Consider the following 24,999-nt stretch of genomic DNA (forward strand, 5'->3'; position numbering starts at 1 on the left):
GTTCTAAAAATGATTGAAATGAAACAGAAAATAGGTGGCAAAACCTAAAAATCCTGCAAACCCCACACAGTCTGTTACGGTTGTTAAAAACACGCCCGAAGCAATAGCAGGATCAAGACCCAATTTTACCAGGGAAATAGGAATCAATACGCCAGAAAATCCAGCAAAAATTAAATTCAGCGTGATGGCCAAACCAAAGACAAGGCTATACGTCCAGTTGTGGAACCATAATCCCACCAACACACCACTCACTAACGCAAATAATATTCCATTGATAAACCCCACCATAAATTCTTTGAAAAGAACGCGCATAGCATTGGCAGAGGTTATATCTTTAGTCGCAATGGCCCTTACAACAACCGTAAGGGTTTGTGTTCCTGCATTACCGCCCATGGAGGCAATAATAGGCATCAGCACCGCCAGGGCAACCACTTTTTCAATCGATCCCTGGAATAAACTAATCACATAAGAAGCCAGAATGGCCGTGAGAAAATTAACGAACAGCCATAAAAAACGCTTACGCGATGTTTCTAATAAACTCGCATGGATGTCGTCCTGGCCAACCCCTCCGAGTAAGAAAATATCCTCTTCAGCTTCTTCCTCAATAACGGACACGACATCTTCAAGGGAAATGATACCCTTTAAATGCCCTTGTTCATCGACTACCGGCGCTGATACCAACCCGTATTGACGAAAAATATAAGCCACTTCCTCCTGATCCATTTCCGGGCGGATCAATTTAAGATCGATATCCATGATATCTTTGATCACAGTTGCCCGCTGTTTTCGAATCAATCTGCTGACCAGGATTGACCCTACCGGCCGATGCTGCGGATCCACCAAAAAGACATGATGAAAATCATTCGGCAGCTTCTTTTTAGAACGCAGATAATCAATGGTTTGCCCTACTGTCCAATATTCAGGAACAGAAACCAGGTTTTTCTGCAAAAGACGGCCGGCACTATCGTCTGGATATTCAAGCGCCTCTTCAATCGCTGCGCGGGTTTTTTCTGGAAGTTCTGGTAAGATTGCATGCCGATGCTCTTCATCGATATCTTCAATAAAATCAAAAGCATCTTCTATGCTTAATTGTTTTATAATTCTAGCTGCTCGCTCAATACCCAGCATCTCGATGACTTCATCGCGAACACCACTTTCTAACTCAACGAGGATTAGCGGTGAAAAATTATCACCAAGCAACTCCACAAACGAGGCTCGCTTGTCGTAACTCATTAAGTTGATACTGTCAGCAATATCGGCAGGATGGACAGGTTCTAATAATTCGAGAAGTTTTTTTTCATCATGCTGGTCAATAGCATCAACAACGGCACGCATACGTCCACGGTCAAGACCATACTCATGGTCTTCAGGAATGGCAGTTTCCTGCTCCTTTAATATGTACTCGTTTTCGGCCATAACAAGGGCCCTCATCTAGCATATTTTTTGACCTTAGTCGTTGATCATACGAGTTTAACGAGTAATACACCAAGAAGCAACGCAAAAAGGCCTCATCATAAAAAAACCCGCATGCGTAACATGCGGGTTTTTTAGATATTTTCAACACTTCATTATTATTTTCTGTTTCCAAATAAACGAAGCAGTTGGATAAATAAATTAAGGAAATCCAGATAAAGGCTAAAAGCTCCGGCAATAGATGCTCTGGCAACCATCGTCCGGTCTCCAGAGACCTGGTAGTGAATCTGTTTTAATTTTTGCGTATCATAAGCCGTTAAGCCAATGACCAGAAATACCACCACATACGAAACAGCATACGAAATAGCAGGGCTTTTAAGGAAGATATTCACAACGCTCACTAAGATGGCAGCAAACATTCCCATGACCAAAAAGCTACCCCATGAGGTAAGATCTTTTTTGGTAGTATAACCGTATAAACTCATACCTCCAAAAATAGACGCCGTCATAAAAAACGTACTGGCAATACTGACCGCCGTATACACCATAAAGATATAAGCCGTCGAGATCCCCATAAGCGCAGCAAAACTATACAGTCCAATAGCGGCAGCTTTAGGCGACATCGTATAGACTTTTGCACCGAACACCATCGCCAAGACAACAGGCGCAAACATAATCACATAAATAACCGGAGTTCCATAAAACATTTGGAAAATCTGGGTGTTAGTACCAACGAAATAAGCAATCAATCCAGTAATAGCCAACGCAGTCGCCATGTGATTATAGACACTCATCATAAACGCACGCAAGCTATCATTATAACTCACCGGCTTGGCGTTAATACCACTGGAAACGCGGGTAAAATCATTCATAAAACCTCTCTTAATGTTTAAAACAGGGCGTATTCTTTTCAAGTATATTCCAATCCCAAAAACGACACAATGAAAATCGTTTCATCTTTAGGTTCATGCGCCTTAATTAACGGCTTCAACAGCTGTAATTTCGGGGACATAGTATTTTAGCATATTTTCAATCCCTTGCTTCAACGTGGCCGTAGAGCTTGGGCATCCAGAGCATGCTCCATGAAGTTCAAGATAGACAATACCTGTTTCTTCATTAAAGCGCTTAAAGGTAATATCCCCGCCATCCTGGGCAACCGCTGGACGCACACGGGTTTCAAGTAATTCTTTGATTTGTTTGGTAAGTTCGGTATCTTCAAATTCATCACCATCATCAGCAAGCCCACCACAACACCCACCGCCATGATGGTGATGATGAGTCGAACGTGCAGGTGATGCGTCTGCATGACTAAGTACAGGTTTGCCCGCTAAAAAATGGTCCATAATCGTAGTCAGTATTTCAACTTTCAACGTGCTCCAATCTGCATCTTGAATTTTTGTCACCGATACAAAATCAGATCCCAGGAAGACCGACTTGACTCGACCAATTTCAAATAAAGATGCAGCCAGCGGCGAGCGCGATTTAGCTTCCTCTTCCGAACTGATGCTAACAGGCCCCTGGTCGCCCATGACCTCAACGCCGGGCATAAATTTTAATGTTTCTGGATTCGGTGTGGATTCGGTTTGGATAAACATAAACGTACCTTGATTATATCTCTCTAAAGTATGCCATATTCCCGACTAAATTACTAGGTTTATTCATCCTTTTCGTTAAAAATTAACGTCTACTCACCACCACCAGGATTGAAAAAAGCCTGCGACCTGTTTCAAAGTCGATGTCAAGGGTTGAAGAAAGGATTTTAACTAACATTTCAGCGCCTTCATTATGAAGGCTTCTGCGCCCCATATCAATGGCCTGCACCTTTGAAGGATCGGCCGTCGCCACCGCCTGTTGATAATTTTCACAGATAATGCTGTAATCCTTAATCATCTTACGCAAACTAGATACCGGTATTTTAACATCAGCAACCGATGCACCGCCAAGATGCTCTCTAATATTCAGGATCCACTTATTATCCTGCAACGATAAGTACCCTTCGAAGGGGCCAACCGAAGCGCTCAGATCGATTTGGTTATGCAACATAAAATCTGCGATTGCTTTTTCCTGATCATGTTGCTGCAATGGGCTTGCGGCTTTAAGCTCAGGCGAAAGGTAAAAGGCAATAATATGATTGCTTCCCTCCACAATGACTCCTTAAGATGAAGCCAAATGTTGGCATGATGGGTGCAATTTGCCCGCATCAAATTCAATCATCTCAAACGTTGCTACCCCTGCTTTATGATATGGGTCTTCCAACACCATGGTTTCAAGAAACTCGCGCGATGCAGCCCGAGCAACAAAGGCCCCTCCCACTGGTGGAATCTGCCTACCGGCCATTAATATCGTTCCTGCCTGTATTTGCTTATCAATATACTCCCTGTGCGCATCACGGTGAATATCTACTTCTGCCAGAGGCTTGATATAATGAATAAGAACAATAAACATACGGGTCTCCTGATTAAAATTTGATCTTAACATATACCCAAATAGGATGCTCTGCCTACATTTTTTTTTAGATTGACGATCAATGACGATCGCTTACGTCATCACTAACCCCCATTTCAAACACAGAATTTATTACACAACGCCTTGAATAACAAAATAATTTCTGATAACTTACTTACAATATTTCATATAATTATCAAAAACAATCTATTATGAAGCTTCGTGATTCCTCTTCCGATAGTGATGGCATTTTTGAATTTGAACCAGATGTTGATTTCATTGAATATAATAAACCTGATTTTGACTATTTCTCCATTAAAAAATCGATTCTTTTAAACGATATTCCTAGCCTAAAAGAGCTACTTTCAAGAATTGACGTTGCCACGTCAACCAACCAAATTTTAGAATTTGCCCTTGATCAAACACAAAATCTAGACTTATTTAGGATCATGATTGACCATGGGGCCGATATTAATCAGGGCTTCGCTTATGCTATTGTCCATAAGTGTAATGAATCTGTCCTAACATTTTTTGTTGATCAGGGAGCCGACATCAACGGCACGATCGGAATCTCTGGAGAGACACCACTTCACAAAGCCATTCAACATGACACCTCACCTAACGTTATCCGCTACCTTTTACGAAAAGGTGCCGATCCATTATTAAAAAGCATCCATAACTGCTCTCCAGTTGATCTTATTTTTTTAGGTCTCAACATTGATAAAGAAATCATATGTGCCTTACTGGAGCACCCAGACGTCTTTTTAAATCATTATCTTAATTATTCAATTCAGCTCAACAACACGCAGATCTCGCTTGAAGCCTGGGTAGAATTAGAAGGAGGACCATTATTAAAAGCAAAATTTCGCTATGCACAGCGCAAAAGCAATCAAATCCAGTGCTATGATCGCAATCGCAATATTGTTGCTTTACTACCTCCCTCACGCACATTTCCTCATTGGCTAGAAACCTATATTCGGAATTTTCAACTTATCTTTTCGCGGCGTTTTGCTATGGCACGCCTTAGAGAAATAGAATTACTTCCTACCCCATCATCACCGAGTCAATTTGTTTTTAATGAAAGCGACTTTGCCCCCACTCTCTCTCCTTTCATCAAACGTCTATTGGCACACATAGCCACTGCCCCCTATTACATGAAGCACGCAACTCTTGATCCTGTTGGTTATAATAAAATGATGCGCTCGGGTGCATTACGCCCCTTTCATCGTCTTCAAAATGCCTATGACACCACACCATACGGGCTTATAGGCGATCTAGCCATTTGCCACAACTCACATTATTTTGTCTTTGGTGGCCTCGGAATAAATCCCGACACGATTCTGGCACACAGCTATTTTAACGACAGTGAAGCTGGCTCCGTTCTTTTTTCTCTTGATAACATGGATGAGATTACCCGTGAATTTTTGGTTGTCAAAAGTACAGGTTGGGGATCTGCACGGGGAGAGGACAGGATGATTCCATTAAGTAAGGAAGCATCGGTGCATGTTACCTATGATAATCAATTCCATCCCCAAAAAGGGCATCATACCAAAGAAAGTAAACAGACCTATACTTACTTTGAAAAGGAATCACACCCCCACCTTACTTATACATTATCTATCAAGGATGAAGTAACCACAGGCCTCCGCTATAAGGATTTTCTTGCCAGTCTCTATCGAAAACATCTTAAAATGTTGCCTTTGGAGCAACAAAAATATTTGCTCTCACCGTTCATTAACGCAGGTGATAACCTCCCAGAAATAAGGAAAACCATCGAATCCTTCATTCAGCACTATCACATACTTGAGGCCTCTATCGCCAGTACGTTACCGCTTGATGTGGCGTATGTAGACCAAATTAAAATGCCTGGAAAAACTCAACCAGTTATTTCACTTGTAGCGTTAAGGCAAGCCATTATCGCCGGCGATACCCATCGTGTTCACCGTTTCTTTGAAATCTATCCAGAGATAAAAAGTTACCCGTGGGTTGTTGAGGGAGTCATACGATTAGCAACCCGCTATAACCATGTTGAAATGTTGGATTATGCCAATCACTTAATGATGCCGCCCCCCTCGGTGAATATCCTTTCCAAAAAGGAGATTGCTATTATTGAAGATATCATTCATTTTCAAGCTCTCATCCTTGAAACAGAACCCACATCAAACCTATTGTCGGTTCATTACAAAGATCATTTGCTAACACTTGAATTTAACATGTCACATCATGGTTCCAGCCGTGGTCGGCATGTCCATGCGGCAGCTACCCTCCAACTTTTTAGAGCATTGGGAAACCAAAGCATTGTCAATTCAACCGATTACAGACATCTAAACTCACTCCCCGATCCTTTCTATATTACCCTCAACGGCAAAGCCAACGAGAGCAATATCTATCAACATCACCCTGCCTATTCGAATCTTACTTCCGTACTCAATGCACTCATAAAATATGAACTTATCACCTTGCTTACTTCGGCACACAATCTTGAATATTATCTCAAGTACGGACAATTGAATAATCCTACGGGATATGGAGCCAGTTCGGTCAAAGTTGGTTTACTCAATCATCGTCTTGAAACCATGGATATAAGCGTTTGTTGTGAGGATTCTTCCTCTTGCATTTTAGTTCAAGCCATTGTGCAGGATAAGGATGACTCATCCCCTGCTTTGTTCCCGCACTTAGTATGGATTAAACACCACATTCAGTCCGTATTAGCCATACACGATCATCCGTCCTGGAGCATCGACGAAACAAATGGCATATTAACCATCCCTCTGTCTGCAAGCGCATTAGCTAACCAACTAAGAAGTCGAAAAATTAATTATCAAGGTGTCATACCGACCGATGCCAAAGGGAATATTTTATTCGCCGAAAGGATGAACCAAGGGCTCAAAACAGCAGGCGGCCATAATTCAAATAATTACCATCCGGAACTGGGTGCACTGATTGAGCTTAAAAGTGAATTTTCACTCATCCTTAAAAACCCGGATAATCTTTGTAAATTTCAACGAATCGCCACCGTCGGCCCCTTTTCCCACAAAGATATTGCGGTATTTCATATTAGCACGCGCTGGTTACAGCCGATTGGAGCCGCGAAACGATCTCCGGTTGGTTTTAAAGTTGATCCCGATGAATTTGTCCCATTTTCAGAAAGATGCCTCTCGCATGTTGCGATGATTGGACGGGAGTTTTCACATGAAATGACACTAGAGGCCTTTATTCGCTACGAACAAAGGTTATTACAGGCAAGCTTGGATAAGCATGAAAACTTACGCGGCATCACAGTCGATATCGAAAGCAAATGCAGTACTGGTCAACATTCTGCCTATGGAACGCCTGTCAAGATTCCGGGTAGCCACTTTGGAAACATCACATTTCATCTCCCTAAAGAGCGTACCCATGCAACCCGCGTAACACTCCAAGAGCTATTTTCCAAACACGTTTATACCATTATAAACGCAGGACAAATGGTGAAGATTCATCACGTTAACCCTCTTTTGATTGTCGATATCCTCGAAACCCATTTACACCGCAATGTTGTTAGTTCCAGCGCATTAACAACACATTCTGTACCCAAATCCAATAAAGATACCAATCAAAACCACGTGATTTAGCTTACATCTCCTACTCGAATGACTATCGAATCCCCATGGTCAGGTTGCAGTACAGCCGTACCATCAGCATAAAAATCGACCACCCGGCCTTCAATAGCCGTATTTCCTCTATTCACCCGCCTCATCTGCCCCTTTCCTTCCATATAAGGCAACCATACCTCTTGAAGGGTCGTTTCTGTATTTTCACACCATCTATGATAATCCCTATCCCATGCCCTAAGCAGACTTTCTAATACCACTTCCCTCGTGGTTTTATCGTTTAGATGGTCATTGATTGATGTTGCTGGATAAAGCGTTTGCTGAGGAGAATGATCAATATTTATACCAATCCCCACAATAACAGCGGGCTTAGCCGATCTTGCATTCAGTAGTGACTCTGCCAGGATACCCGCAACTTTTCGGCCATAAAGGAGCACATCATTAGGCCATTTGATAGTGATCGCTTGCGTATCATCTATAATCTCTAAAAGGCTCTTGCGAATTATCCCCGCAGCAAATGCGTTTAAACTCGAAAGGTCTTTGAGATGATCAGGAGGTTCTATCAACAGCGATGCAAACAAATTTCCTGCTGCTGACTGCCACTGGCGATTAAGTCGACCACGACCCTGGGTTTGGGTTTTGGCCATTAGTACCGTGCCATGTCCGACTTTGTGTGCTAAAAATAAACGCCTTAACTCAAGGTTCGTACTATCGATGGTTTCAAGATCAATAATGCGAAATCCTATCAACCCATTACCTTCTAAGAATTATGAAAATAATGTATGGATAGCATGCCGAGCCACCACAACTAACGGCATAGGCAGCACAAAGTAAAACAGATTAATCAGCGCACTTGCCATCACAACGCCATTGAGGATATAAGGTGCCGTTTTGGCCATACGCCCCTCACCTTCATCAAAATACATCACCTTAATAACACGAATATAATAGAAAGCTCCAATAACGCTTGATAGGGCACCGATAAGAACCAGAGGATAAAGCCCGGCATCAACCGCCGCACGGAAAATATAAAATTTTGCAAAGAAACCTGCTAAGGGTGGTATCCCAGCCATCGACAATAAGAAAATGGTAATTAAGGCCGCTCTCAACGGATGCGATTTACCCAGCCCTGTCCATTCGGTAAAATCTTCTGAATATCCATAATCATCGGTGCCATGGATCTCCTTTTTGCGCATCATGAGGACACAACCAAAGATTCCTAGCGTCATCACAACGTAAAGGGTGAGATACACCAACACCGCTTGTGCACCTTTATCCGAAGAGGAAGCCACGCCCATCAAAGCATACCCCACGTGACCGACCGAACTAAACGCAAGCAGTCGTTTAATATTGGTTTGGCGTATGGCAGCAAGGGCTCCTACCAACATAGATGCCGCACTCACAAATACGATAATCTGCTGCCACTGATCTGTCATGCTGCCAAATGGGCCTAATATAAACCGCAACAAAAAACCGAACATAGCGACTTTAGGCACGGCGGCAAAGAACAAGGTAACAATGGTCGGAGAACCTTGATACACATCAGGTGTCCACATATGGAAAGGCACTGCGGATATTTTGAAGAAAATGGCGATCAATACCAGGATAATACCAACCATCACGCCAAGCGGCCTCAACGCTGCCGGCGAAGAATAAAGCGCCTCCAACTCTGTAAAGCTGGTCGTACCAGAAAATCCATAAATCATCGAAATGCCAAAAAGCAACAATCCAGAAGCCAGGGCTCCAAGAACAAAATATTTTAAACCTGCTTCCGTTGAATTGATGGTATCTTTACGTATCGCTGCCATGATATACAAGCATAAGCTCTGCAACTCAAGCCCTACATAAAACATCAGCATGTCATTTGCTGAAACCATAATCATCATGCCAGCTACCGACAACACCATCAATACCGGAAGTTCAGCTCGATATTCCGGTAAGCGCCGATCATGGCCAAGCGACATCACTAAAACAAATGCAGCCGCCCCTATTACCAATAACTTAATAAATTTGGTATAATGATCATTAAAGATCATGCCATGAAATGTCTGCGAAAGCGTATCAGGCATTTGGAAAAGCACAAAGGATGCAACTAACAATAACCCAATAGAACACTGGGTCACAAAACTAAAACTGTTTTTGTTAGAAAAAAGGCTGAATAATAACGTAACGATGGCACCGACGATTAATACCAATTCGGGAAAGACAGAAACAATCTGGCTAAACACATGCTGCATCATACTAATTCCTCTTCAAGGATGGTTGACCAGGCGCTGCTGGAACAGATGCTTGCGCAGTCTGTGGGGCTTCAACGGCATCGTGGACTTGCTGGATAACATAATTAACCGATGCATGCAATGGCTCAAGGATCGGTTTTGGATAAATACCAAAAACAATGGCCATGGCAGCTAAGGTAACCAGGTAACCATATTCACGACAATCAAGATCAGAAATATCTTTAAGATCATCATGCTTCATTTTGCCAAATACCACGCGAGCATATAACCATAACATATAAGCCGCTCCCAGAATCACTCCCGTACCGATCAAAAATGTATTGATCGGGCTGACTTTAAACACACCAGCCATCACCAGCACTTCACCAACAAATCCGCTAGTAGAAGGCAATCCAATCGATGCCATCGTAAATACCATAAACATCAGTGCATAGGCAGGCATACGCTCTACTAACCCACCGAAGCGAGCGATCTCACGTGTGTGCATACGGTCATACACAACACCAACAATCAAGAACAGTGCGGCAGAAACGATACCGTGGCTTAACATTTGGAATACAGCACCCTCAATCGCCTGCTGGGTCAGGGCAAAAATACCAATCGTCACAAATCCCATATGCGCAATCGACGAATAGGCAATAAGCTTTTTCATATCCGTCTGCATCAGCGCAACTAAGGATGTATAAATCACCGCAATAATACTTAAGCCATTAATGTACGGAGCTAAGGCCACACTGGCTGCCGGCAACAACGGTAACGACAACCGGATAAATCCGTAACCACCGAGCTTCAAAAGAACACCAGCTAAGATTACCGATCCAGCCGTAGGAGCTTGAACGTGCGCATCAGGTAACCAGGTATGGAATGGCACCATCGGCACTTTAACCGCAAAGGAAGCAAAGAATGCCAGCCATAGCCATATCTGTACATCTTTAGAAAATTGAGGAACCAGCCCCATCAATTCAACGATATCCGTTGTTCCCGTTTTCAAATAAATATAAACAAGAGCCACTAATAATAATAAAGATCCGGCGAGGGTATAAAGGAAAAACTTATAGGCCGCATAAACACGATTTTTACTCCCCCAAATACCGATGATAAAATACATCGGTATAAGGACCGCTTCGAAAAACACATAGAATAGTACAAAATCAAGTGAAACGAACACACCAATCACGAAGGTTTCCATCACCAGGAACGCAATCATAAACTCGCGGACACGATAGGTAATCGACTTCCAACTGGCGAGAATACATACGGGGATAAGCAAGGTGGTCAACAGCACAAAATAAATAGAAATTCCATCGATCCCTAAATAATAATGGATGTTAGCATCCTTAAACCATTCAAAACGCTCTTCATACTGAAACGCAGCCGTGTGCATGTTAAAATGCGTCAGAAGCAATAACGAAACCACAAACGTAATCGTTGAAACCGCCAGCGCTATCGACTTGGAAGAAAGGCCAGCCACATGAGAGCAACCATGACCATGGCCCGCATGCTCATGAGCTACCTGTGTGCCATTGCGGCAAAACAACAATAATACCAGCGCTCCCACGAAGGGTAACGCAAGCAACATACTTAAAATCGGGAAACTTGCCATATTAAGCCTCTACCTACTAATCCCTTATTATTTTTACCCTGTTATCCTGTACAGATACCAGAAGATAATACCAACGGTACCAAGCAACATCACAAACGCGTAATGGTACACATAACCACTTTGAACACGGCTTAAAACGACAGCCCAATAGTGTGAAACCCTGGCACTCCCGTTAGGTCCGAATCCATCAATAACGATGGTATCGATAATACGCCAACAAAATGTACCCAGTTTTTTAACGCCGCGGACAAAAACCAGACCATACAGCTCATCAAAATACCATTTGTTAAAAGAGATCAAATAAAGCGGACGCAGTTTCTTTGCCACTTTGGTTGGAATCGACGGTACCCATAAATAGAAAACATAGGCCATAACAATACCAGCTAATCCCACTGCCAACGGAGCCATTTTTACCCATTCAGGAACATGGTGTGCGTGAGCGAGGATATTTTCGCCCGGTGTACCCGCAACGGAATGATTCCAAAATGCCAGTGATGGATCGACCATACCAAGCAGATGTGCACCAATATAACCGGCAACCACAGCACCAACGGCTAATAATGCAAGCGGTATGGACATCGTTAAAGGCGACTCATGTGCATGGTCATACGTATGATGATCGGCACGGGTTTTACCGTTAAAGGTCAAAATGAGCAATCGCCATGAATAAAAGGCCGTGAGGAAAGCTGCGCATATCCCCATCCAAAACGCAAAATGTCCAGACAAAGACCCTGAAGCATAAGCACTCTCGAGGATGACATCTTTAGAAAAGAAACCAGCAAAAGGAGGAATTCCCGCTAGTGACAATGAACCAATCAGCATCACAGAAAAGCTAAATGGCAATTTTTTCATCAAGCCGCCCATTTTCTGGATATCTTGCTCATCAGACATGGCATGGATAACACTTCCACAACCGAGGAATAACAGGGCTTTGAAAAATGCGTGCGTCATTAAATGGAAAACACCAGCTGAATAGGCAGAAACGCCACAAGCAAAAAACATATAACCCAACTGGCTACACGTTGAATAAGCAACAACCCGCTTAATATCATTTTGCGTTATCGCAACGGTGGCCGCAAAAATGGCCGTTGTCGCTCCCACTACAGTAACCACGGCTAAGATGGCAGGTGCCAATTCGAATAAAGGTGAACAGCGTGCAACTAAGAAAACACCAGCCGTCACCATCGTAGCAGCATGGATTAATGCTGAAACCGGTGTTGGGCCTTCCATCGCATCTGGCAACCATGTATGTAAACCAATCTGAGCAGATTTACCCATGCAGCCAATAAATAACAACATACAGATAGCATTCATCAACGGGATTTGTGCTCCAAACAAGGTGATCGTCTGCGCCGCCACGCCCGGTGCTTTAGCAAAAATCTCATCAAAATAAATAGAACCCATCGTGGTATAGATTAAAAACACGCCCAAGATAAATCCAAGATCGCCGACACGGTTGACGATAAACGCTTTCATGGCCGCTGCGTAAGCAGACGGACGTTGGTACCAAAATCCAATCAGCAAATAGGAGCATAAGCCTACGCCTTCCCAACCTAAGAATAATTGCAAAAGGTTATCCGATGTCACCAACATCAACATAAAGAAGGTAAACAATGACAGATACGACATAAAACGCTGAATATGAGGATCATGCGACATATAGCCGATGGAATAAAGATGCACCAGCGATGATACCGATGTTACGACCACCAACATTACAGCCGTCAGTACATCAACACGTAAAACCCATTTAGCATTAAAGTCACCCGAGCTCACCCAATCCAAGAGGGTCACATGATAAGCCAAATGGTGTTGTGTTACTTGATAAAATAAAATACCAGCCATCACAGCTGATGCCACGAGCAAAGCCGTGGTTCCCCACTGGGCTATTTTAACCGGTATGCAGCGACATAATAATCCGCTGATTAAGGCTCCCAGTAATGGTAAGAATACGATAGCGCTTATCATCCGTTACCCTTTCATCTGATTAATATCATCAACAGCAATTGATCCGCGGTTTCTAAAATAGACAACCAGGATCGCCAAACCAATTGCTGCTTCTGCCGCAGCAACAGTCAGGATAAACATCACGAAAATCTGTCCAACTAAATCCTGCAAATACGCAGAAAATGCCACAAACTGGATATTCACAGCTAACAGCATAAGTTCGATTGACATCAATAATGTAATCACATTTTTACGATTCAAGAATATGCCGCATACGCCTATGGTAAAGAGCAGGGTACTTACGGTTAAAAACTGCATTAAACCTATTTGCATAAGATCACCTATTTAATCCCTTGGCCAAATTGGACTTTCACCAGTTCAACACCATCTTTAGCACGACGTGCAACCTGTTTTGAGATATTCTGTTTACGCACACCTGTACGTTGGCGGTGGGTTAACACAATTGCGCCAACCATCGCCACAAATAAAATAACGCCAGCCACTTCAAAAGGCGCGAGGTAGTCGGTATAAAGAACATTCCCTATCGCCCGAGTATTGCTGATATTCGTGGGGATTTGCTGAGCTAATGGCGCTGGTATCTTGGGAGCAGCATCGGTTGCACGCATCACCACGAATAATTCCGTAAACATAACCAACGCTACACACGCACCAATAGGAAGATATTTAATGAACCCCTGTTTAAGCACTGCGTAATTGACATTCATCATCATAATGACAAACAGGAACAAAACCGCTACCGCCCCTACATAGACGATAACCAGAATCATCGCCACAAACTCAGCCCCCATCAAAATGAATAGGCCAGAAGCATTGAAAAAGGCAAAGATCAAAAACAGTACCGAATGGACTGGATTTTTCATGGTGATCACGCACACGCCCGAAAGGAGTGTTAGTGCAGACAGAACATAAAACATCAGCATCATAAACATAAATGTACCATTATTCCTCAGACTGTGACCTGACCATTAACCGCTCTGCAAGCGCAGGTTCCCAACGATCGCCGTTGGCTAGTAATTTTTCTTTGTCGTAAAAGAGCTCTGCACGGGTCTCCGTTGCATATTCAAAATTGGGCCCTTCCACGATTGCATCCACCGGACAGGCTTCTTCACAAAACCCACAATAGATACATTTGGTCATATCGATATCGTAACGAGTCGTACGACGGCTACCATCCTCACGAACATCGGCTTCAATCGTAATAGCCTGTGCCGGACAAATGGCTTCACACAATTTACAGGCAATGCAGCGCTCTTCGCCATTAGGGTAACGGCGTAACGCATGTTCGCCACGAAAACGCGGACTCAGCGGACCTTTTTCATAAGGATAGTTAATGGTCACTGGACGTTTAAACATATACTTAAATGTTAAATACATCCCGGAAACTAACTCCGTCAAAAACAACGCCCTCGCTGTACGATCAAGAACTGCCATAATGCTCTACTTCATCCATTACATTAATTTATCAATTTAGGTGGTTGGAAGATATCCGCCATAGACTAAAACAGCAGACATAATAACAACCCAAATCAACGTCAACGGTAAGAAAATTTTCCAACCTAATCTCATTAACTGATCATAACGATAACGCGGGAAAGTTGCCCTTACCCACAAAAACGTAAACAACAGCACAGCCACTTTCCCGGCAAACCAGACTATCCCTGGAACCGCAGCTAAAATCGGCAAATCAAGCGGTGGCAACCAGCCTCCCATGAACAAAATGGTCATGATACCGCTCATCAAAATCATGTTGGCATATTCGCCCAGGAAAAACAGGGCAAATGCCATGGATGAATATTCTACGTTAAAGCCGGCCACTAATTCTGCTTCAGCCTCTGGTAAGTCAAACGGATGACGGTTGGTTTCAGCCAACATACAAATAAAGAACACCACCATCATCGGAAACAGCAATAATTTAATTTCAAGTGGCATTGTCTTTCTGGCTTCCACGATATCGGTTAGATTCAGTGAACCAACGGTCATCAATACCGTTACCATCACAAACCCAATAGCCACCTCATACGAGATCATTTGCGCCGATGAACGGATAGCACCTAAAAATGCATATTTGGAGTTACTCGCCCAACCCGACATAATAATGCCATAAACCCCCAGCGATGAAATAGCCAGCAGGTAAAGTACGCCGACATTCACATCAGCAATCACCACGCCAGCACTTACAGGAATCACAGCCCAACCGATAAACGCCAGGATAAAGGTAATCATCGGTGCAAGAATAAACACCACCTTATTCGCCCCCGTTGGGATAATCATCTCTTTTGAAATCAGTTTAACTGCATCGGCAATCGGCTGTAGCAAACCAAAAGGCCCAACCACGTTAGGTCCCTTACGCAACTGCATAAAGGCAATTACGCGACGTTCTGCATAGGTCAAATACGCAACCGACACAATCAGTGGCACGATGTAGCAGATAATTTTCAGTACGATTGGTAAAACAGGTAAGAGATATTGCTGAATAAATGTTTCCATAACCTACGCCGCACAACAAGAGTTAACTGGACTTTTACGGGCGGCACCTCTTAATTGTTCCGAGCACAGCGCCATCGTCTTAGACGAGCGGCTGATAGGGTCGGTCATATAATAATTAAGAAGTGTCAGCTCAAACGGTACGGATGCTTTAACTGAAGCTACACCGCCTGATGCTTTTTTCCATACAGACTTCGCGATCGTATCTGGCACATCAAAGGACGGATAATCTTTGATCAATTGCTTACGAACCTGACTAAGTTTGGTATGCCCAAGAGGCTTGGACAGGATGTCAGATAGCTGAACAATAATTTCCCAATCTTCTTTAGCTTCGCCTGGAGCAAACACAGCACGATTGCCATATTGCACCCGACCCTCGGTATTCACATAGATCCCGTCTTTTTCAGTATAAGCGGCTCCTGGAAGAATCACATCGGCGCGATGCGCACCTGCATCACCATGATGTCCCTGGTAGATCACAAAAGCGCTATCTAATTTTTTAAATTCTATTTCATCGGCTCCCAGCAGGAATACCACTTCTATATCGCCACGGGATGTTGCATCCAATAACGCATCTACCGAATCAAAACGTGATGAAACAAAACCAAGATCCAGAGCCCCCACGCGCGACGCGGCCTTGTGCAGCACGTTAAAGCCATTCCAGCTGTCACTAACCAAGCCAAATGTATCGGCTATCTGTTTGCATAATTGCAAAATCGCAGCGCCATCTTCACGGGCTAATGCATCCTGACCAATAATGAGCATGGGCTTCTCAGCTTTTTCAAGACGTGCGGCAAATTCATGTGTGCCATCTAAAATAGCCTGTAACGCAGCAGGATCACTACCACAATGGGTGTAGCGGTAAGTCAATTCATCGTTAGACCCCACAACACCGATTGGGAAATTGCCACGCAAATAACGTTTACGCAGACGCGCATTGATAATAGGGGCTTCTACTTTAGGATTGGTTCCAACCAACAAGCAGGCATCGGCTTGCTCAATCCCTGCGATGGTGGTATTGAACACATATGAAGCACGATCCGAGGCATCCAATGCAGCACCATCTTGCCGGCATTCCAGATTGTCCGAACCTAAGGAGGCCAGTAACCGCTTTAACAGATACATGGACTCAACATCGGCCATATCACCTGCAATCGCAGCAATCTTAGTGCCAGAAACCTGTTTCAATTTATCGGCAATGGTCGCCAAAGCCTCATTCCAGCTGCACGCCTCTAATTTACCATGACGTCGAACATACGGACGATCCAGGCGTTGGAGTTTCAAACCATCATACGCAAAACGGGTTTTGTCTGAAATCCATTCTTCATTGACCTCTTCGTTGATACGTGGCAATACACGCATGACTTCACGACCACGTGAATCAATACGGATAGCAGAGCCAACCGCATCGAGTACATCGATAGATTCGGTTTTTTCCAATTCCCACGAACGCACTTTAAACGCATAAGGTTTAGACGTTAATGCACCAACCGGACAAAGGTCAATAATGTTACCGGATAATTCCGAACTGATATATTGTTCAATATAGGTACCCACTTCCATATCTTCGCCACGAAATACCGCGCCCATTTCTTCGGCACCGGCAACATCCTGTCCAAAACGGATGCAACGCGTACAGTGGATACAGCGCGTCATGAAGGTTTTAACCAATGGCCCTAAATCTTTTTCTTTAACTGAACGTTTTGTCTCTTTATAGCGGCTGGCGCCTGAACCATAGGCCATAGCCTGATCTTGCAGGTCACATTCTCCGCCTTGATCGCAAATTGGGCAATCCAGCGGGTGGTTAATAAGCAAAAACTCCATCACCCCTTCGCGTGCTTTTTTAACTTTTGGGGTATCGGTATGGATCACCATACCCTCACCCACTGGCATTGCACACGACGCTACTGGTTTGGGCGATTTTTCTATATCCACCAGACACATCCGGCAATTGCCGGCGATGGATAATCGTTCATGATAACAGAAACGAGGGATCTCAGCTCCCGCCATTTCACAAGCTTGAAGCACGGTTATTCCGTCTTCCACGGTTAACTGCTTGCCATTTACTGTCAGTGTTGCCATACGTTTATACTCTTCTATTCGTCTACCTGTTATAGCCTTCTTATTAGCCAAAAACAACCACTTTTGAATTTATCCCATCATAAAAAATGAGATTAGCCGCCGAAATTTAAAAAACGTGCCGCATCAGAAAACTGACATTATAAACCCCTACCCGTATTGCTAGACAATGTCATGACAAAAATAAACAACCTATCCACCCCTAAAAAAAATGGTGCCTAACCTGGCGATATTTCCAACCAATCTTTAGAAATGATTCACTCTATTTCAACAAGATAATTGGTTTTGAACGGAAGACTATCGATATCTATGCGCTTTCAGACATTCTGACCTGTTGGTTTTCACGCATCGAATGTAAGAAATCTTTTTGTTCACACAGCATTAGCTTGAACATCACATTTTTAAATTCCTGCGATTCTCCATTATCGATCGATTTTCCAGCAATTAATAATTGCTCAACCTCCCATAACACATCAGCACGTGTTGGGTTGCCCACTTCCTGGTATTGAGCCAAGATATCCTGGTATTCTTCATTAAGTTCGGCAGGCGAACGACCTGGATAAGCAACGTCCGAAACTAATAATAACGTTTCTTTTTGTAACGCACCTTGCTGCAGCAACGACAGTACGATATCTAACCGTGAAGCATCAATAGCAACTTCCAGCGGCGTATCACCGATACCATCCATATCAATGGCATTGATCTTAGCTCCCTGCTGAACAAGGGCCTGAACCAAAGACATATGGCCAAACTGCACGGCATAATGTAGCGGTATTTTATCATGGTTATCGCAGGCATTGACATAGGCACCATGGGATAAAAGAAGATTCAGGGTTTTCAGTAAACCGCGTGAGCTGGCCATGTGTAAAGGCATACGGCCTTTAGCATCGGCTACATTAACATTTGCGCCAAAATTCAGCAGTGTTTCTACTGCATCTTCCCGCTCCAGCATGACGGCGTAATGCAGCGGTGTTTGTTCTTCGGCATTAGCCGCATCAATATAACAATCGCAATGTTTAAGCAGCAATTCCAGAATACCCGTTTTACTGTTACAGGCTACATGCAGCAATGTTTCACCATACTGGTTACGCACTTCTGGATCAGCTCCCGCTTTCAGTAATGCCTCAACCGCCGCAACTTTATCCTGAACCACCGCAACAAATAAAGGAGTTTCACCGTTTTTATTATATGAATTCAGCTCCACGTCTTGTTGCACTAACAACTCTATCAAGGACGTACGTCCATGAAACGCCGTGTGATGGAGCATGGTTCTTCGATCCTGATCGATAAAGAGTACAATAGATTTATTCACGCACAGAATATTTTCCCATTGCTGGCGAGAGATCCCATTACGCTTGATTGCATCAATCAAATCCTGAAATTGAGGAGCTGCCGACACTTTTTTGTCCATGTAATCCCCTATTAACCCCTTATGCCGCCGTTAATTTTTTTTGATAAGACCGGATCCGCTCTTCCATAACCGGACGGAAATGGCGGATTAATCCTTGTACAGGCCAGGCAGCTGCATCACCCAAGGCACAAATAGTATGGCCTTCAATCTGTTTTGTTAGATCGAGCAAGGAATCAATTTCATCAATCGTGGCATTGCCATCCACCATACGTTTCATCATGCGCCATAACCAGCCCGTACCTTCACGGCAAGGCGTACACTGACCACATGATTCATGCATGTAGAATTTAGACAAACGCATAATGGCCGCAATCACATCGGTTGACTTATCCATCACAATAATCGCTGCTGTGCCAAGACCCGATTGAACCGCACGTAAACTATCAAAATCCATGAGAACCGTGTCACAAATCGATTTAGGCAAGAGTGGAACCGATGATCCACCAGGAATAATCGCCAATAAATTATCCCAACCACCTCTTACACCGCCCGCATGGCGTTCTATAAGTTCTTTGAGGGGAATGCTCATTTCTTCTTCTACGTTGCAAGGCTTGTTCACATGTCCGGATATACAGAACACTTTGGTTCCCGTATTATTTTCCCTGCCAATGCCCGCAAACCACGCCGGACCTCTGCGCAAAATAGTTGGCACTACCGCAATGGTTTCGACGTTATTAACGGTTGTTGGGCAACCATATAAACCTGCACCTGCGGGAAATGGTGGCTTTAAACGAGGTTGCCCCTTTTTACCCTCCAAGCTTTCAATAAGCGCCGTTTCTTCACCGCAAATATAGGCTCCTGCCCCACGATGGAGAATGACATCAAAATCATACCCTGAACCACTGGCATTTTTACCGATTAATCCGGCAGCGTACGCTTCATCAATCGCCTTTTGCAACACTACCGCTTCATTATAATATTCACCACGGATATAAATATAGGCAGCCACCGCATTAATAGCAAAACCGGCGATCAAAGCCCCTTCAATTAATTTATGGGGATCATGACGGATAATATCACGGTCTTTGCATGTGCCCGGTTCTGATTCATCCGCATTAATTACCAGATAAGAAGGGCGTCCATCTTTGGATTCTTTTGGCATAAACGACCATTTCATCCCGGCAGAAAATCCTGCACCTCCACGGCCGCGAAGCCCCGAATCTTTTATTTCTTTAATGATGCCTTCGCGTCCTTTACCCAGCAAAGACCTGGTGCCATCCCAATCGCCACGTTTTTTGGCAGCGTCTAAGCGCCAATCTTCCATGCCATATAAATTCGTAAAAATACGATCCCTTGCGTGCAATGCCATTTACGCACCCTCCTTTTGTGAAGGCGACCAACCTTCGGGAGCCGAACATTGACGGCCTTTAACTGAACCTACTTTAGGATGGCGACCTGAGGCCAGTTCATCCAAGACACGTTCCATGCTCTGGCGATCAAGATCTTCATAATAATCATCATTGATTTGAACCACCGGCGCATTCACGCAGGCTCCCAGGCATTCCACTTCCACCAGACTGAACTTGCCATCCTCGGTGGTTTCACCTATGCCGATACCTAATTTGCTTTTACAGGCGCTGGTTACATCATCCGATCCACGCAGCCAACACGGTGTCGTTCTACATATCTGGATAAAGTGTTTACCAACAGGGGCTAAATTGAACATGCTATAAAACGTTGCTACTTCATAAACGCGGATATAGGGCATTTGCAACATTTGCGCAATAACATCCATCGCCGCCAGCGAAACCCAATTTTGATTTTGGCGCTGTGCCAAATCTAACAAAGGCAATACCGCACTTTGCTGCCGCCCTTTAGGATATGTCGCGATAAACTCCTCTGCCTTTTTTAGATTTTCAGGCGTAAACTCAAATGATTCTGGCTGAATCTTAGCAACAGGTCTTTGACTCATCGATCAATTTCTCCAAATACGATATCCATAGTCCCGATAATCGCCACAACGTCTGCAACCAAATGTCCTTTGGACATAAATTCAAGAGCTTGCAAATGGGCAAAACCAGGGGCACGCAAATAGCAGCGATACGGACGATTAGTACCATCAGTAACCAAATAAACGCCAAACTCGCCTTTAGGCGCTTCAACCGCCGTATAGGTTTCGCCTTCAGGAACGTGATATCCTTCTGTGTATAACTTAAAGTGATGGATCAGCGCTTCCATCGAACGCTTCATCTCGGCACGACTCGGCGGAGATACTTTAGGATTAGTCGCTTTATAGGGCCCTTTAGGCATTTGCTCAACGCATTGTTTAATGATCTTGATCGACTAGCGCATCTCTTCTACGCGCACCAGATACCGGTCATAACAATCACCATTTTTACCAATAGGAATATCGAATTCCATCTTATCATAAACATCATAGGGCTGGCTCTTACGCAAATCCCAGGCAACACCAGAACCACGCAACATCGGTCCGGTAAAGCCCCAATCCATAGCCTGATCCGCACTAACCGTGCCAATGTCAACAAGACGTTGCTTGAAAATACGATTTTCGGTCAAGAGACTTTCTACATCATCAATGTATTTCGGGAATTTATCAGCAAAGGCGGCAATATCTTCCAAGATCCCTACAGGAAGATCCTTGGCAACACCACCGGGGCGAAAATAGGCCGAGTGTAGGCGTGCTCCAGAGACCCGCTCATAAAACGCCATCATCTTTTCGCGCTCTTCAAACAACCAAAGCAACGGGGTGGTTGCACCAATATCAAGAGCCTGGGTAGTGATATTCAAAATATGGTTAAGAAGACGGGTAATCTCACTGAAAAGCACCCTTATATACTGCGCACGTTGTGGCACTTCAAGTTTTAATAATTTTTCAACTGCCAGTGCAAATGCATGCTCCTGACACATGGGCGAAACATAATCGAGACGGTCAAAATAAGGGACAGCCTGCAAAAATGTTTTATATTCGATCAATTTTTCAGTTCCACGATGCAACAGGCCGATATGCGGATCGGCACGCTCAACCACCTCGCCATCGAGCTCAAGCACCAGACGCAACACACCGTGTGCTGCCGGATGTTGTGGACCAAAATTAAGGGTCATATTCTTAATGGTCACTTGGTCTTGAATCGTCATAGGAAAACCTTATCTCTTTCGCTTTATGCCTTGGCCTTTTCGTCCCCAGGTAATACATACTGGGTTCCTTCCCACGGACTTAAATTATCAAAATATCTAAACTCCTGATCCAACTTCACAGGCTCGTACACCACACGTTTCTTTTCGTGATCGTAACGTACTTCAACATGGCCGGTTAGTGGAAAATCTTTTCGTAATGGATGCCCTACAAAACCGTAATCGGTTAGGATACGACGCAAATCTTCGTGGTTCCCAAAAATCACTCCATACATATCCCATACTTCACGCTCAAACCATCCGGCAGCACTAAATACACAGGACACAGAAGGAATAACGGTGTCTTCATTGGCATCAACATGAACTCTCACTCGCACATTATGACGCAGCGACAACAACAGATACACCACATCAAAGCGGTTGCGGCGCTGCGGATAATCTGCCCCACAAATGCCTATGAGCATTTTAAACTGGCAAGCGCCATCATCCTTTAAAAACTCGAGCATTCCGATCAGGTTTTCAGAATTAACGTTAATACGTAATTCGCCATTGGTTTCAACAGCTGTCACTTCACCGCCTGGAAAAGCCTGAAGGACGCGGTCAGCAATAATAGGAAGAGATGAGATCATACCTAACCATTCCTCCGCAATATTTTTTGGCGTTTAATTTTACGCTGCAACTGCAAAATACCGTAAAGCAAGGCTTCTGCAGTTGGCGGACATCCCGGCACGTAAACATCAACCGGCACAATCCGGTCACATCCACGCACGACCGAATAGGAATAATGGTAATAACCGCCGCCATTGGCACAGCTTCCCATCGAAATAACCCAGCGCGGCTCAGCCATCTGGTCATATACTTTACGTAACGCTGGAGCCATTTTATTGGTTAGGGTTCCGGCCACAATCATCACATCCGATTGGCGTGGGCTGGGCCTAAACAACAAACCAAAACGATCCATATCATAACGGCTAGCTGCCGTTTGCATCATTTCAACCGCACAACAGGCCAGACCGAAAGTCATTGGCCATAAAGACCCTTTATGTGCCCATGTCAGCAGATTATCCAGGCTGGCCGTCACAAATCCACGGTTGCTGATTTCATCAAACACATTATTCAGCATCTGGTCTTGCGTTGCCCCAGGAGCAATCGGCTGATTTAAACTAAACATAGAATCAAGAGGTTTTAAGGACGTATCAGACATCAATCATTTCCAATTAAATCATTCCCAATCCAGGGCACCGCGTTTCCACTCATAGATAAACCCAGCCGTCAATACGCCGAGAAAGCCCATCATGGCCCAAAAACCGACAAGCCCAATATGGCCAAGTGATACGGCCCATGGAAACAGGAACGCTACTTCAAGATCGAAAATAATGAATAAAATAGCCACTAGATAAAAGCGGACATCAAATTTACTGCGCGCATCCCCTAGAGCATCAAAGCCGCATTCGTACGAATCGAGCTTTGCTGCATCAGGCTTTTGCTTACCCACAATATAAGGAAGCACAATCATCACCATAGCCAAAGCAACCGCAATGGCTAAAAAAATCACTATAGGAAGATACGAAGCCAAAAATTCCGGCTGTATGGTAATCACACCATTCATAAATCAAACTTTTGCCTGGTTAATACACGAACCAACGATGAAAACCGATCATAGCGCAGGGGCTTTGCAGGCACAAGTGAAATTTTTATTGAATCCATCTTTCTCTTTTTCATAGCAGCTTATATTGAACCAAAGAACCCTCAAAAACAAAACAGTGACGCGCCAAAGCTCGATTCCATCAAGGTCTAGCTGCCACTGATTTCCTGCCACACACGATCGCACACCATAGGCTTATGAGTCATGAGCAAACCGATTCCAAAGGCTTTGATTACTGCCACCCCTTGCTTGTCTGATTGCTCATCACCGTTTATTGGTCGCTTTCTTTTCTTGGCCTAATTTTATGCTTCTTCTTGGTATCCTTGAAAATATCTTGATCTGGGTTTGGAGCTTCATCTTTAATGGCGTCGTTTATGTCATCTTTTTTAGATGAACTCCCTTTATCCTTGGCATCCTTATCTTTTTCCTTATCCTTATCTTTCCCCTTAGCCGATTTATCAATCGCACACATATCTTTCATACGATCATAGGCTTTGCCAAATCCCGATAATGAATACGTATCATCCGATGTCGTTTCACGCTGCGAAGTGCCTTTAACGACCAACTTAGATGCTTTTTTCATAGCGGTTACCATTTTAGCATCCTGCTCGGCATCATAGGCCCAGGCGAGCTCACCCTTAGAAAACATCGTGTATTTATCCGCACCGATATCCACAGCCACTTCGGTTCCTGATTTATACGAATAGCCCGACGACACACTGACTTCATCAACATCGTTGCGTACATGGGTGACCATCGTGTATGGCTGACCACGTTTGGTAAAAGTGCCGCCTTCATTTTTAGGCATACTCACAATGTAACAGGTTTTCTTACCACCCAGCTGATAGGTATAGACATTCCATTCACCAAATGTTTGATCAAGTGAAGGCTCGTTATTCGCTGAAGCTGCATGAGCGATTGATGTAACGATACTGAGGATCATCACAACGGGTAACGATACGTGCTTTAGTGATTTCATATAATTAGACTCCAAAAAATTCAGCCAAGCTCTTCTCCTATCGTAATATACA

22 protein-coding genes and 1 pseudogene are annotated in these 24,999 nt (G+C 43.9%); 1 reads left to right on the forward strand and 22 read right to left on the reverse strand.

Going from position 1 to position 24,999, the window contains the following annotated elements; translation table 11 throughout:
• Nucleotides 1-3: 3 nt before the first annotated feature.
• The 5 genes from mgtE to IPP74_02760 form a co-directional block, all read right to left on the reverse strand.
• A complete protein-coding gene (mgtE, locus tag IPP74_02740) occupies nucleotides 4-1,416 on the reverse strand; it encodes a magnesium transporter (GenBank protein ID MBL0318210.1) in 1,413 nt (470 codons plus the stop codon).
• Between the two features lie 155 nt (nucleotides 1,417-1,571).
• Nucleotides 1,572-2,285, reverse strand: a complete 714-nt coding sequence (locus IPP74_02745) for a Bax inhibitor-1/YccA family protein (GenBank protein MBL0318211.1) — start codon at nucleotides 2,283-2,285, stop codon at nucleotides 1,572-1,574.
• Nucleotides 2,286-2,387: 102 nt separating this feature from the next.
• A complete protein-coding gene (locus IPP74_02750) occupies nucleotides 2,388-3,008 on the reverse strand; it encodes a NifU family protein (GenBank protein ID MBL0318212.1) in 621 nt (206 codons plus the stop codon).
• Between the two features lie 82 nt (nucleotides 3,009-3,090).
• Nucleotides 3,091-3,558, reverse strand: coding sequence for a UPF0262 family protein (locus tag IPP74_02755; protein ID MBL0318213.1), 468 nt, complete (start codon nucleotides 3,556-3,558; stop codon nucleotides 3,091-3,093).
• A gap of 9 nt (nucleotides 3,559-3,567) precedes the next feature.
• Nucleotides 3,568-3,858 (reverse strand): hypothetical protein, encoded by a 291-nt coding sequence (locus IPP74_02760; protein MBL0318214.1) that lies wholly within the window; start codon nucleotides 3,856-3,858, stop codon nucleotides 3,568-3,570.
• 212 nt (nucleotides 3,859-4,070) lie between these two features.
• Between IPP74_02760 and IPP74_02765 the strand changes: the two genes are divergently transcribed.
• Nucleotides 4,071-7,469 carry an ankyrin repeat domain-containing protein gene (locus IPP74_02765; protein MBL0318215.1) on the forward strand — a complete coding sequence of 1,133 codons (3,399 nt, stop codon included), beginning with the start codon at nucleotides 4,071-4,073 and terminating at the stop codon, nucleotides 7,467-7,469.
• Here IPP74_02765 and IPP74_02770 read toward each other — a convergent pair.
• From IPP74_02770 to IPP74_02850, 17 genes and pseudogenes are all read right to left on the reverse strand, one after another.
• On the reverse strand, nucleotides 7,466-8,197 hold the full coding sequence (locus IPP74_02770) for a biotin--[acetyl-CoA-carboxylase] ligase (protein ID MBL0318216.1): 732 nt from the start codon (nucleotides 8,195-8,197) through the stop codon (nucleotides 7,466-7,468). The genes IPP74_02765 and IPP74_02770 overlap by 4 nt on opposite strands.
• An 18-nt stretch (nucleotides 8,198-8,215) precedes the next feature.
• Nucleotides 8,216-9,688, reverse strand: coding sequence for an NADH-quinone oxidoreductase subunit NuoN (nuoN, locus tag IPP74_02775; protein MBL0318217.1), 1,473 nt, complete (start codon nucleotides 9,686-9,688; stop codon nucleotides 8,216-8,218).
• 1 nt (nucleotide 9,689) lies between these two features.
• The gene (locus IPP74_02780; GenBank protein MBL0318218.1) at nucleotides 9,690-11,288 is read right to left on the reverse strand and encodes an NADH-quinone oxidoreductase subunit M; all 1,599 of its coding nucleotides are present in this window, start codon (nucleotides 11,286-11,288) and stop codon (nucleotides 9,690-9,692) included.
• 33 nt (nucleotides 11,289-11,321) lie between these two features.
• On the reverse strand, nucleotides 11,322-13,256 hold the full coding sequence (gene nuoL / locus IPP74_02785; protein MBL0318219.1) for an NADH-quinone oxidoreductase subunit L: 1,935 nt from the start codon (nucleotides 13,254-13,256) through the stop codon (nucleotides 11,322-11,324).
• Between the two features lie 3 nt (nucleotides 13,257-13,259).
• Entirely contained in the window at nucleotides 13,260-13,568 is a 309-nt protein-coding gene (nuoK, locus tag IPP74_02790) for an NADH-quinone oxidoreductase subunit NuoK (GenBank protein ID MBL0318220.1), read from the reverse strand.
• An 8-nt stretch (nucleotides 13,569-13,576) separates the two neighbouring features.
• On the reverse strand, nucleotides 13,577-14,185 hold the full coding sequence (locus IPP74_02795; protein MBL0318221.1) for an NADH-quinone oxidoreductase subunit J: 609 nt from the start codon (nucleotides 14,183-14,185) through the stop codon (nucleotides 13,577-13,579).
• Nucleotides 14,186-14,195: 10 nt separating this feature from the next.
• Nucleotides 14,196-14,687 (reverse strand): NADH-quinone oxidoreductase subunit NuoI, encoded by a 492-nt coding sequence (gene nuoI / locus IPP74_02800; protein ID MBL0318222.1) that lies wholly within the window; start codon nucleotides 14,685-14,687, stop codon nucleotides 14,196-14,198.
• 36 nt (nucleotides 14,688-14,723) lie between these two features.
• On the reverse strand, nucleotides 14,724-15,743 hold the full coding sequence (gene nuoH / locus IPP74_02805) for an NADH-quinone oxidoreductase subunit NuoH (GenBank protein ID MBL0318223.1): 1,020 nt from the start codon (nucleotides 15,741-15,743) through the stop codon (nucleotides 14,724-14,726).
• Nucleotides 15,744-15,746: 3 nt separating this feature from the next.
• The gene (locus tag IPP74_02810) at nucleotides 15,747-17,822 is read right to left on the reverse strand and encodes an NADH-quinone oxidoreductase subunit G (protein MBL0318224.1); all 2,076 of its coding nucleotides are present in this window, start codon (nucleotides 17,820-17,822) and stop codon (nucleotides 15,747-15,749) included.
• A gap of 304 nt (nucleotides 17,823-18,126) precedes the next feature.
• Complete coding sequence (locus IPP74_02815; protein MBL0318225.1) at nucleotides 18,127-19,230, reverse strand: ankyrin repeat domain-containing protein; 1,104 nt, start codon at nucleotides 19,228-19,230, stop codon at nucleotides 18,127-18,129.
• A gap of 19 nt (nucleotides 19,231-19,249) precedes the next feature.
• Nucleotides 19,250-20,539 carry an NADH-quinone oxidoreductase subunit NuoF gene (nuoF, locus tag IPP74_02820; GenBank protein ID MBL0318226.1) on the reverse strand — a complete coding sequence of 430 codons (1,290 nt, stop codon included), beginning with the start codon at nucleotides 20,537-20,539 and terminating at the stop codon, nucleotides 19,250-19,252.
• Nucleotides 20,540-21,142: an NADH-quinone oxidoreductase subunit NuoE gene (nuoE, locus tag IPP74_02825; GenBank protein ID MBL0318227.1), complete on the reverse strand. Its 603-nt coding sequence runs from the start codon at nucleotides 21,140-21,142 to the stop codon at nucleotides 20,540-20,542. It lies immediately after the preceding gene.
• A pseudogene (locus IPP74_02830) lies at nucleotides 21,139-22,326 on the reverse strand (NADH-quinone oxidoreductase subunit D). The gene nuoE and the pseudogene IPP74_02830 overlap by 4 nt, the downstream one beginning before the upstream one ends.
• A 23-nt stretch (nucleotides 22,327-22,349) precedes the next feature.
• Nucleotides 22,350-22,952 (reverse strand): NADH-quinone oxidoreductase subunit C, encoded by a 603-nt coding sequence (locus IPP74_02835; protein MBL0318228.1) that lies wholly within the window; start codon nucleotides 22,950-22,952, stop codon nucleotides 22,350-22,352.
• Nucleotides 22,953-22,954: 2 nt separating this feature from the next.
• On the reverse strand, nucleotides 22,955-23,494 hold the full coding sequence (locus tag IPP74_02840) for an NADH-quinone oxidoreductase subunit B (GenBank protein ID MBL0318229.1): 540 nt from the start codon (nucleotides 23,492-23,494) through the stop codon (nucleotides 22,955-22,957).
• A gap of 51 nt (nucleotides 23,495-23,545) precedes the next feature.
• Nucleotides 23,546-23,932: an NADH-quinone oxidoreductase subunit A gene (locus tag IPP74_02845; protein MBL0318230.1), complete on the reverse strand. Its 387-nt coding sequence runs from the start codon at nucleotides 23,930-23,932 to the stop codon at nucleotides 23,546-23,548.
• A 307-nt stretch (nucleotides 23,933-24,239) separates the two neighbouring features.
• On the reverse strand, nucleotides 24,240-24,947 hold the full coding sequence (locus tag IPP74_02850; protein MBL0318231.1) for a hypothetical protein: 708 nt from the start codon (nucleotides 24,945-24,947) through the stop codon (nucleotides 24,240-24,242).
• Nucleotides 24,948-24,999 lie beyond the last annotated feature (52 nt).

It is taken from the genome of Alphaproteobacteria bacterium (genome assembly GCA_016722515.1).
Lineage (GTDB): Bacteria > Pseudomonadota > Alphaproteobacteria > Rickettsiales > JADKJE01 > JADKJE01.

Coding starts and splice junctions, on each gene's coding strand:
- IPP74_02810 (MBL0318224.1), bottom strand. CDS start 17,822: ATGGCAACACTGACAGTAAATGGCAAGCAGTTAACCGTGGAAGACGGA.
- IPP74_02850 (MBL0318231.1), bottom strand. CDS start 24,947: ATGAAATCACTAAAGCACGTATCGTTACCCGTTGTGATGATCCTCAGT.
- IPP74_02795 (MBL0318221.1), bottom strand. CDS start 14,185: ATGTTTATGATGCTGATGTTTTATGTTCTGTCTGCACTAACACTCCTT.
- nuoI (MBL0318222.1), bottom strand. CDS start 14,687: ATGGCAGTTCTTGATCGTACAGCGAGGGCGTTGTTTTTGACGGAGTTA.
- nuoF (MBL0318226.1), bottom strand. CDS start 20,539: ATGGCATTGCACGCAAGGGATCGTATTTTTACGAATTTATATGGCATG.
- nuoK (MBL0318220.1), bottom strand. CDS start 13,568: ATGCAAATAGGTTTAATGCAGTTTTTAACCGTAAGTACCCTGCTCTTT.
- nuoE (MBL0318227.1), bottom strand. CDS start 21,142: ATGAGTCAAAGACCTGTTGCTAAGATTCAGCCAGAATCATTTGAGTTT.
- IPP74_02760 (MBL0318214.1), bottom strand. CDS start 3,858: ATGTTTATTGTTCTTATTCATTATATCAAGCCTCTGGCAGAAGTAGAT.
- IPP74_02765 (MBL0318215.1), top strand. CDS start 4,071: ATGAAGCTTCGTGATTCCTCTTCCGATAGTGATGGCATTTTTGAATTT.
- mgtE (MBL0318210.1), bottom strand. CDS start 1,416: ATGGCCGAAAACGAGTACATATTAAAGGAGCAGGAAACTGCCATTCCT.
- IPP74_02780 (MBL0318218.1), bottom strand. CDS start 11,288: ATGGCAAGTTTCCCGATTTTAAGTATGTTGCTTGCGTTACCCTTCGTG.
- IPP74_02815 (MBL0318225.1), bottom strand. CDS start 19,230: ATGGACAAAAAAGTGTCGGCAGCTCCTCAATTTCAGGATTTGATTGAT.
- IPP74_02835 (MBL0318228.1), bottom strand. CDS start 22,952: ATGATCTCATCTCTTCCTATTATTGCTGACCGCGTCCTTCAGGCTTTT.
- IPP74_02840 (MBL0318229.1), bottom strand. CDS start 23,494: ATGTTTAGTTTAAATCAGCCGATTGCTCCTGGGGCAACGCAAGACCAG.
- nuoH (MBL0318223.1), bottom strand. CDS start 15,743: ATGGAAACATTTATTCAGCAATATCTCTTACCTGTTTTACCAATCGTA.
- IPP74_02750 (MBL0318212.1), bottom strand. CDS start 3,008: ATGTTTATCCAAACCGAATCCACACCGAATCCAGAAACATTAAAATTT.
- IPP74_02845 (MBL0318230.1), bottom strand. CDS start 23,932: ATGAATGGTGTGATTACCATACAGCCGGAATTTTTGGCTTCGTATCTT.
- nuoN (MBL0318217.1), bottom strand. CDS start 9,688: ATGATGCAGCATGTGTTTAGCCAGATTGTTTCTGTCTTTCCCGAATTG.
- IPP74_02745 (MBL0318211.1), bottom strand. CDS start 2,285: ATGAATGATTTTACCCGCGTTTCCAGTGGTATTAACGCCAAGCCGGTG.
- nuoL (MBL0318219.1), bottom strand. CDS start 13,256: ATGATAAGCGCTATCGTATTCTTACCATTACTGGGAGCCTTAATCAGC.